General features: G+C 34.3%; 7 protein-coding genes. 1 reads left to right on the top strand and 6 read right to left on the bottom strand.

Features of this window, described 5'->3' with window-relative positions; all coding sequences use genetic code 11:
• Positions 1-17: 17 nt before the first annotated feature.
• Positions 18-182 carry a hypothetical protein gene (locus tag KPC_RS20470; protein WP_171334529.1) on the top strand — a complete coding sequence of 55 codons (165 nt, stop codon included), beginning with the start codon at positions 18-20 and terminating at the stop codon, positions 180-182.
• A 153-nt stretch (positions 183-335) separates the two neighbouring features.
• Here KPC_RS20470 and KPC_RS16620 read toward each other — a convergent pair whose 3' ends face one another.
• The 6 genes from KPC_RS16620 to KPC_RS16595 all read right to left on the bottom strand — a co-directional run bounded on the left by KPC_RS16620 (position 336) and on the right by KPC_RS16595 (position 6,514).
• Positions 336-1,598: a mechanosensitive ion channel family protein gene (locus KPC_RS16620; RefSeq protein WP_121975469.1), complete on the bottom strand. Its 1,263-nt coding sequence runs from the start codon at positions 1,596-1,598 to the stop codon at positions 336-338.
• A 185-nt stretch (positions 1,599-1,783) separates the two neighbouring features.
• Positions 1,784-2,326 carry a DUF2058 domain-containing protein gene (locus tag KPC_RS16615; RefSeq protein WP_121975468.1) on the bottom strand — a complete coding sequence of 181 codons (543 nt, stop codon included), beginning with the start codon at positions 2,324-2,326 and terminating at the stop codon, positions 1,784-1,786.
• A 15-nt stretch (positions 2,327-2,341) separates the two neighbouring features.
• Complete coding sequence (locus KPC_RS16610; RefSeq protein WP_121975467.1) at positions 2,342-3,016, bottom strand: YoaK family protein; 675 nt, start codon at positions 3,014-3,016, stop codon at positions 2,342-2,344.
• A 37-nt stretch (positions 3,017-3,053) separates the two neighbouring features.
• The gene (gene sstT / locus KPC_RS16605) at positions 3,054-4,253 is read right to left on the bottom strand and encodes a serine/threonine transporter SstT (RefSeq protein WP_121975466.1); all 1,200 of its coding nucleotides are present in this window, start codon (positions 4,251-4,253) and stop codon (positions 3,054-3,056) included.
• Positions 4,254-4,392: 139 nt separating this feature from the next.
• Positions 4,393-6,120: a SulP family inorganic anion transporter gene (locus tag KPC_RS16600; RefSeq protein ID WP_121975465.1), complete on the bottom strand. Its 1,728-nt coding sequence runs from the start codon at positions 6,118-6,120 to the stop codon at positions 4,393-4,395.
• 67 nt (positions 6,121-6,187) lie between these two features.
• Complete coding sequence (locus KPC_RS16595; RefSeq protein ID WP_121975464.1) at positions 6,188-6,514, bottom strand: ArsR/SmtB family transcription factor; 327 nt, start codon at positions 6,512-6,514, stop codon at positions 6,188-6,190.
• Positions 6,515-6,703 lie beyond the last annotated feature (189 nt).

The following is a 6,703-nucleotide window of genomic DNA, read 5'->3' as shown; positions in this document are numbered from 1 at the left end:
AATAAAAGGATAATCACATGAACAATTATAAAACATATATGATTATCATCGTACTCGTACCTCTTATCGTAGGATTATCCATTTTTGTTCATGAGCAAAATAAAAAGAAAAAAAAAGAAGAAGTTCAGAGGGTTATATATGAAGCTGAGCAAGCTATGTCAGAACTTCGTATGAACAAATAAATTCTTGGTTTTAGAAAATTGACCGTTTCAGTTAAAAGAATACAATTTTTTTGATTACCTTATATCCTGTTATATAAAAACAGGATATAAGATTTTATTTATCAAATAGTTAAAATAATACAGATATTGGTTTTTGATATACAATTCAAGTAATTAACCAGACAGGTTTTCATGAATATTTTGATATGATGAAATTAACTGCAAGTCAGCACCAGAAGGTGATTGATATATTTTCAAGCCAAATTCTGGGATGATTGCTAACAAATGATCAAATATATCTGACTGGATCGCCTCATAGTCTTTCCAGACAGTTGTATTGGTAAACGCATAAACCTCTAATGGTAAACCTTCACTTGTCGGTTGCATTTGCCGAACAATCATTGTTTGATTCTGTGCGATACGAGGGTGGTTTTGAAGATACTGTTCAATATAGGCTCTAAAAGTACCAATATTGGTCAATCTTCTCTGATTATATACGGATTTACTTTCAAGCTGTTGGTTGAAGGTATCAAGCTCGGTTTGTTTTTCACCGAGATAATCATTGAGCAACAAAAAGTTTCTCAACTTTTCGTATTCATCAAAAGTCATAAAATGAATACTCTGTTGATCAATAAATATTGAACGTTTAATCCTTCGTGCACCGATTAATTGCATACCCCGATAATTTTTGAAGGTATCTGTAACGAGCTTATTGGTAGGGATAGTGGTAAACGTTTTGTCAAAATTTTCAATAGTGACGGTATGTAATGACATATCAATGACAGTACCATCTGCGTGTAATGAAGAGATCTCGATCCAGTCACCAATTCTGACCATGTCGTATGATGAAATTTGTACTGAAGCAACCAATGAAAGAATGGTATTTTGAAATACCAACATCAATACTGCTGCCATAGCACCAAAGCCTGCAAGCAATGTAAATACATCTTTTTTTAGGAAAGTACCTAAAATCATCAAACCACACACAATAAATATAATGAGTTTGACGAGTTGTAAGTAACCTTTAATAGGTTTATTACGCGATTTAGGATTTCGTTGATAAATTAAGTTAAAAATACTCAGAAATTCACTAATTGCTAATGCGATGGTCAGAAATATAAATGCTTGTGAAAGCATTTGTACCAGCGTGATCACTTTTTCAGACAAGTGAGGAACAGTCACGATACCATTCATGATCACAATAGCTGGAACAATATTGGCAATACGGCGAATAACACTATGTTCAGCAAAGACTTCTTTGTTGGCAAATTTCATTTTTGAAATAAGCTTTCGGATGCCCCGGACAACGACCTGCTTCGCAAAGAAATTCGCAATTAAAGCAACAATAATTAAAATAGTGAGCGAACTAAGCATCTCTAACCATGGATATTGATCAGACCAGTCACGAATACTTTGGATAAAACCAAATTTTTCCAAAACGATAAACCTCTTTTTTTACATTATTCTATTTTATTGATATTGAGGTCACATTACAGTAAAAGTAACGCAGTTAAATACTATTTTATACATTTTGATGTGATCTAATCTGATGGCATTTTAAAATATAAATATTTTCTATAAAAAAACTGGCTTAGCGCCAGTTTCAGAAAGCAAACTTTGTTTTACCACATTAAGTCATCAGGAATGACGTAGGCAGCATAAGGGTCTTCCTCATCAGTCGTTTGTTCATTGGACTGAGCATTAGCATTATTAATAATGATAAAACCTTGCATTTTTTCATCAATACGTTCAGCTAATGCTTTAGGTAAGTAAGCATATCCATCATTTTCTTTAGCAATAACGAGACTGCCAGAAACAAGTGCATTATATATTTGTTGATTGATATATATTTTCTTTATTTTATTGGCATCAATGAATTGATAAATGACTTCACCATCAGTATCTTTAATTTTATGTTGTCCAATCATCTGTATGATGGAAGCTTTAAGTGCTTTTTCATCCAATAACCGTTGCTTTTCCATATTCAATGCCTGATCTTTAGCAATTTTACCTTGTTTGTCTTGCTCAATCTTTGCTTTGAGTTCAGCTTCGTTACTTTGACCTGTACGTTGCTCATGCTGTGCTTGCTTAGACAGTTTTTTTGCTTTTTTATTGTCAACTAAGCCCGCTTTAAGAAGCTGAGCCTGTAATGCATTTTTAACCATTTGAAACACCAACCATTACTTTTGAACGTATATATGACGAAAATAAATAAACCAGTAAGCAAGACTTAATATGAAACTTAAACCTGCTGGCACAAGAAAACCGTTTAATTTTAAATAAGGTTCTGTTGCTGCTGCAATCATCCCGCCACAAATAAAACCGAATACAATTAACAAATGTAAAATTATTCGGCGTTTTTCCACTTGTAAACCACGAAAACGATATCCCAAAGCCAGGCCTAAATCTGTTAACACCCCTGACAAATGAGTTGTACGGATAATTGCTCCTTTGTAGTGACTCACCATAGCGTTTTGTATACCCATTGCTGCACATGCCCATAATAAAGAATAGTGTGGAAAATAGGGGATAAAGCACCAACAAAGAAATAGGAATATAGCCACTAAAGTTAAAGGCACACCATAACGGCGACCTAATGCGAAATGACTATTTCCTAAAATAAAACCGCTATAACTTGATCCAAGTACATAACTACATATGACTAGAACAATAAATATAGCGGTTGAATATTCGGCATGTATAAGATGGATTGCGAGCATGCTCGCATTACCAGTCATGTGCGAAACTGATTGATGTAATAAGGTAATTAACCCTAAAACATTTACAACTCCAGCATTAACCGCAAGTAAAAAAGCCCCGAGTTGAACCCAAAAAGGCAAATATTGAAGTGGCATAATTATTCATTAAGAAAAAACTACTTATTTCAATATATTACTTCTTACGTGCTTGATCAACTGCTGCAGTAAAAAGTACGTCAGTTGAAGAGTTAAGCGCTGTTTCAGTTGAGTCCTGAAGTACACTAATTACCATACCAATCGCAACAACCTGCATTGCAATTTCACTTGAAATACCAAACAATCCACACGCTACAGGAATAAGTAGCAAAGATCCACCAGCAACACCAGATGCTCCACATGCCGTTACGACAGCAACAACAGAAAGAATAAACATGGTGATAAAGTCAGTTTGAATATGCAAGGTATTTACAGCTGCCAGTGTCAAAACAGTTATCGTAACAGCAGCACCAGCCATATTAATCGTTGCACCAAGTGGGATAGAAACACTTGCTGTTGAAGCATCAACACCTAAGCGTTTTGCCAAATCAAGGTTAACTGGAATATTTGCTGCTGAACTACGCGTAAAGAATGCAGTAATACCACTTTCACGTAAACAGGTCAGAACCAATGGATATGGATTTTTACGGATGGCAATAGCTACAAGTAGTGGATTTATTACAAGCGCTACAAATATCATTGTACCTACAAGTACAATAAGTAAGTGCGAATAGTTTTTTAAAGTTTCCATGCCTGCTTGAGCAAAGGTTACAACAACCAGACCAAAAATACCTAAAGGAGCAAAACTGATCACAATACGGATAATGGCATTCACTGAATCAGAAATATCAGTGATGACCTGTTTTGTTGTATCTGATGCATGACGTAATGCAGCCCCCAAACCTACAGCCCAGGCGAGGATACCGATAAAGTTGGCTTCACTCAAAGCAGTAACAGGGTTGGTGATAAAACTCAGTAATAAGTTTTTGAGAACTTCTGCAATACTACCAGGTGGCTGTAATTCAGTCTGGGGATTAATACTTAAAAATAATGTGCTTGGGAACAATGTGCTTGCAGTTACAGCGCTGATCGAAGCAAGTAACATACCTACAAGGTACATAAGCAGAATAGGCTTTAAATTACCATTGCCTTCTGCCACCTTAAAATTAGCAATTGATGCCAAGACCAAAACAAATACCAGGATTGGTGCTACTGACTTCAATGCCTTGATAAACAAATCCCCGAATAAACCAACATAGGCTGCGGTTTGCGGAAAAAAATACGCAACAACCGCACCTAATATGATAGCGATAAGAATTCTAGAAACCAGACTTAAACGTGCTAGGGCTGAGAACATAACTGAGCCTTATATGGAAAAAAGGGTGTGGAATAAATAAGGGGGCTATTCTATACCTAAATTTAATAATTCTAAAATTTTTAGCTTTCATCTTGGACATATAGGCAAGATTTATTCAAATAACATGACTTTTCATGTATTAGGCATACGTTTTTGGCTCAAGATCATGGACTGCCTGATAATGCGTAAGATAAATATTTCCACTTAATTCATTTAATAGTTGAGAACATTTTAGTTTATCCATAACAGGTCCTTTAACTTCAGATAAATGTAACTTGATCTTCAGTTTTAAGAGCTGATCATTGATATCCTCTAAGGTTTCTAGTGCACTTAAATCAATATTACTAATGCTAGAACAGTTAATAATTACATGATTAAGCATTTTATTTTTACTGATCTCAGCAATGACAAACTCTTTTAATGCATTTGCATTTAAAAATGATAAATTTTCATCTATACGGATAGATACCAAGTTTAAACTGGTCAAAACTTGATGGCGGCTAATATTTCGAAAATGTTGGGTTCCCTGAATTAGTCCGATTACAGCAATATGTGGTCGGCTAATTCTCCAGAGTAATAGAATAAATGTTGTTACGATACCAATTATCAACCCAGTTGAAATATCAAGGCAGAGTACGCCGAAGAAAGTGATCCACATAGCTATACCATCTGCTTTGGAATAACGCCATGTCTTGATAAATGGTCTAAAATCGACAAGTTTCCAAATAGAAACGATAATTGTTGCTGCCAAAATCGCGAGTGGTAACTCTTGGAACAATCTTGTGAAATATAAACTCACAATTACAATAAATATTGACGAAAAAATACCAGACATCGGTGTTTTTGCACCAGCATCGGCATTTACTACTGTTCTTGACAAGCTCCCTGTCACTGGAAATGCGGAAGTTATACCAGCACCGATATTGGATAGTCCTAGTGCAATAAGCTCTTGATTACTATTTAGCTCACTACGTTGCTGAAAAGCCGTAGCCTGAGCAATAGAAATGGATTCGACAAAACTTACCATTGCAATCATAAATGCACCTGGCAAAAGTTTAATTACTAAATCCCAAGACCAAAAGGGCATGCTTAAAGGTGGAAACCCTGATGGAATTTCACCAACAGTTTTAATACCGAAGCTCTCTAATGAGAAAAAATGTACTAATGCCAATGAAAGAAAAATCAAAATTAAAGGTAATGATTTAATGATGAAACTACGCTTCTCAGCTAAAGAGGCAAATAATGCTGAATTTAAAAATTTGGGTAATACCGTTAAAAATAAAATTGCTAATATTCCAAAAATAAACGTCCTAAAGTTCGTTAGAGGCAAGTATTCCCACAAGCTTTGTAAAAAAATTATAATATTGTCTGAATTTAAAGGAACATCCAGTAAATATTTGACTTGGCTAAGTGCAATTAATACTGCTGATGCAATGATAAAACTTTTAATAACAGGATGACTAATTAAACGAATTAAAAACCCAAATCGGAAAATTCCTAATAGAAAAGAGATAATACCGACAAGTAAAGCAAGCAGGCATGCAGACTGAATATAAGTTGGGGAACCAATTTCAAAAAAAGGAATTAAAGTTGCAAACGTCATCATAGAGATCAGTGCAACAGGACCAATAGAAAGCGTTAAGCTTCCCCCTACAACTGCATAGAGAATCATAGGAAGTATACTGGCATATAAGCCTGTAATGGGAGGTAAGCCAGCAACCATTGCATATGCCATTCCTTGAGGAACAAGCATTGCAATGACGATAAGTGCTGAAAGAAAATCAGATTTAAATTTTGGAAGATTATAATCTTGAAGCCATTGCCAAGCTGGGAGAATAGACGTTAATCTAATTTTAGGGAAAGCCATACCAAAATCTTTATCACATTTTCATATATATTATGCAGAAAAAATGCTAAAAAGAACAGCATATGTTTTAATTAAAACTATTAAAACTCGGTGGGCAATACAGGTGATATAATGTGTTTAAAATAATTAATAGCTTTTCATCCTTAATAGAATAAAAAATTTGTTTACCATCTCTACGAGTAGTAACAACATCACTTTTTCTTAACATCATTAATTGTTGAGATAGTGTAGGTTGCAATATCTGGGTTTTTTCTTCAATTTGAGAAACATTTAGTTCCTCTTTGGCCAAATGGCACAAGATAAGCAAACGATCAGTATTTGCCAAAGATTTCAATATATTAACAACAGAGGACGCAGATTCACGCATTAAATCAATTTCAAGAGTATTTTTCATATTATCACCAAAAACAGCCATTGATATTATAGCGATGGAAACTTAAAGGTTTGTAGTTAAAAAGCTTAAAATATATTGTTTTTAATGAAAACTAATATCAGTTAATTTTATAAATATTGCAGTATCAAGTATAAAAAAACTTGTTATCAGTATTCGATAGGAAAAACCTAATATTACACAATACAATAA

It is taken from the genome of Acinetobacter stercoris, from assembly GCF_900323515.1.
GTDB classification, from domain to species: domain Bacteria; phylum Pseudomonadota; class Gammaproteobacteria; order Pseudomonadales; family Moraxellaceae; genus Acinetobacter; species Acinetobacter stercoris.
Note: the sequence above shows the minus strand (reverse complement) of the source record. Positions and strands in the feature narration are given on the sequence as shown.

Coding starts and splice junctions, on each gene's coding strand:
- KPC_RS16615 (WP_121975468.1), bottom strand. CDS start 2,326: ATGGTTAAAAATGCATTACAGGCTCAGCTTCTTAAAGCGGGCTTAGTT.
- KPC_RS16610 (WP_121975467.1), bottom strand. CDS start 3,016: ATGCCACTTCAATATTTGCCTTTTTGGGTTCAACTCGGGGCTTTTTTA.
- sstT (WP_121975466.1), bottom strand. CDS start 4,253: ATGTTCTCAGCCCTAGCACGTTTAAGTCTGGTTTCTAGAATTCTTATC.
- KPC_RS16600 (WP_121975465.1), bottom strand. CDS start 6,120: ATGGCTTTCCCTAAAATTAGATTAACGTCTATTCTCCCAGCTTGGCAA.
- KPC_RS16595 (WP_121975464.1), bottom strand. CDS start 6,514: ATGAAAAATACTCTTGAAATTGATTTAATGCGTGAATCTGCGTCCTCT.
- KPC_RS20470 (WP_171334529.1), top strand. CDS start 18: ATGAACAATTATAAAACATATATGATTATCATCGTACTCGTACCTCTT.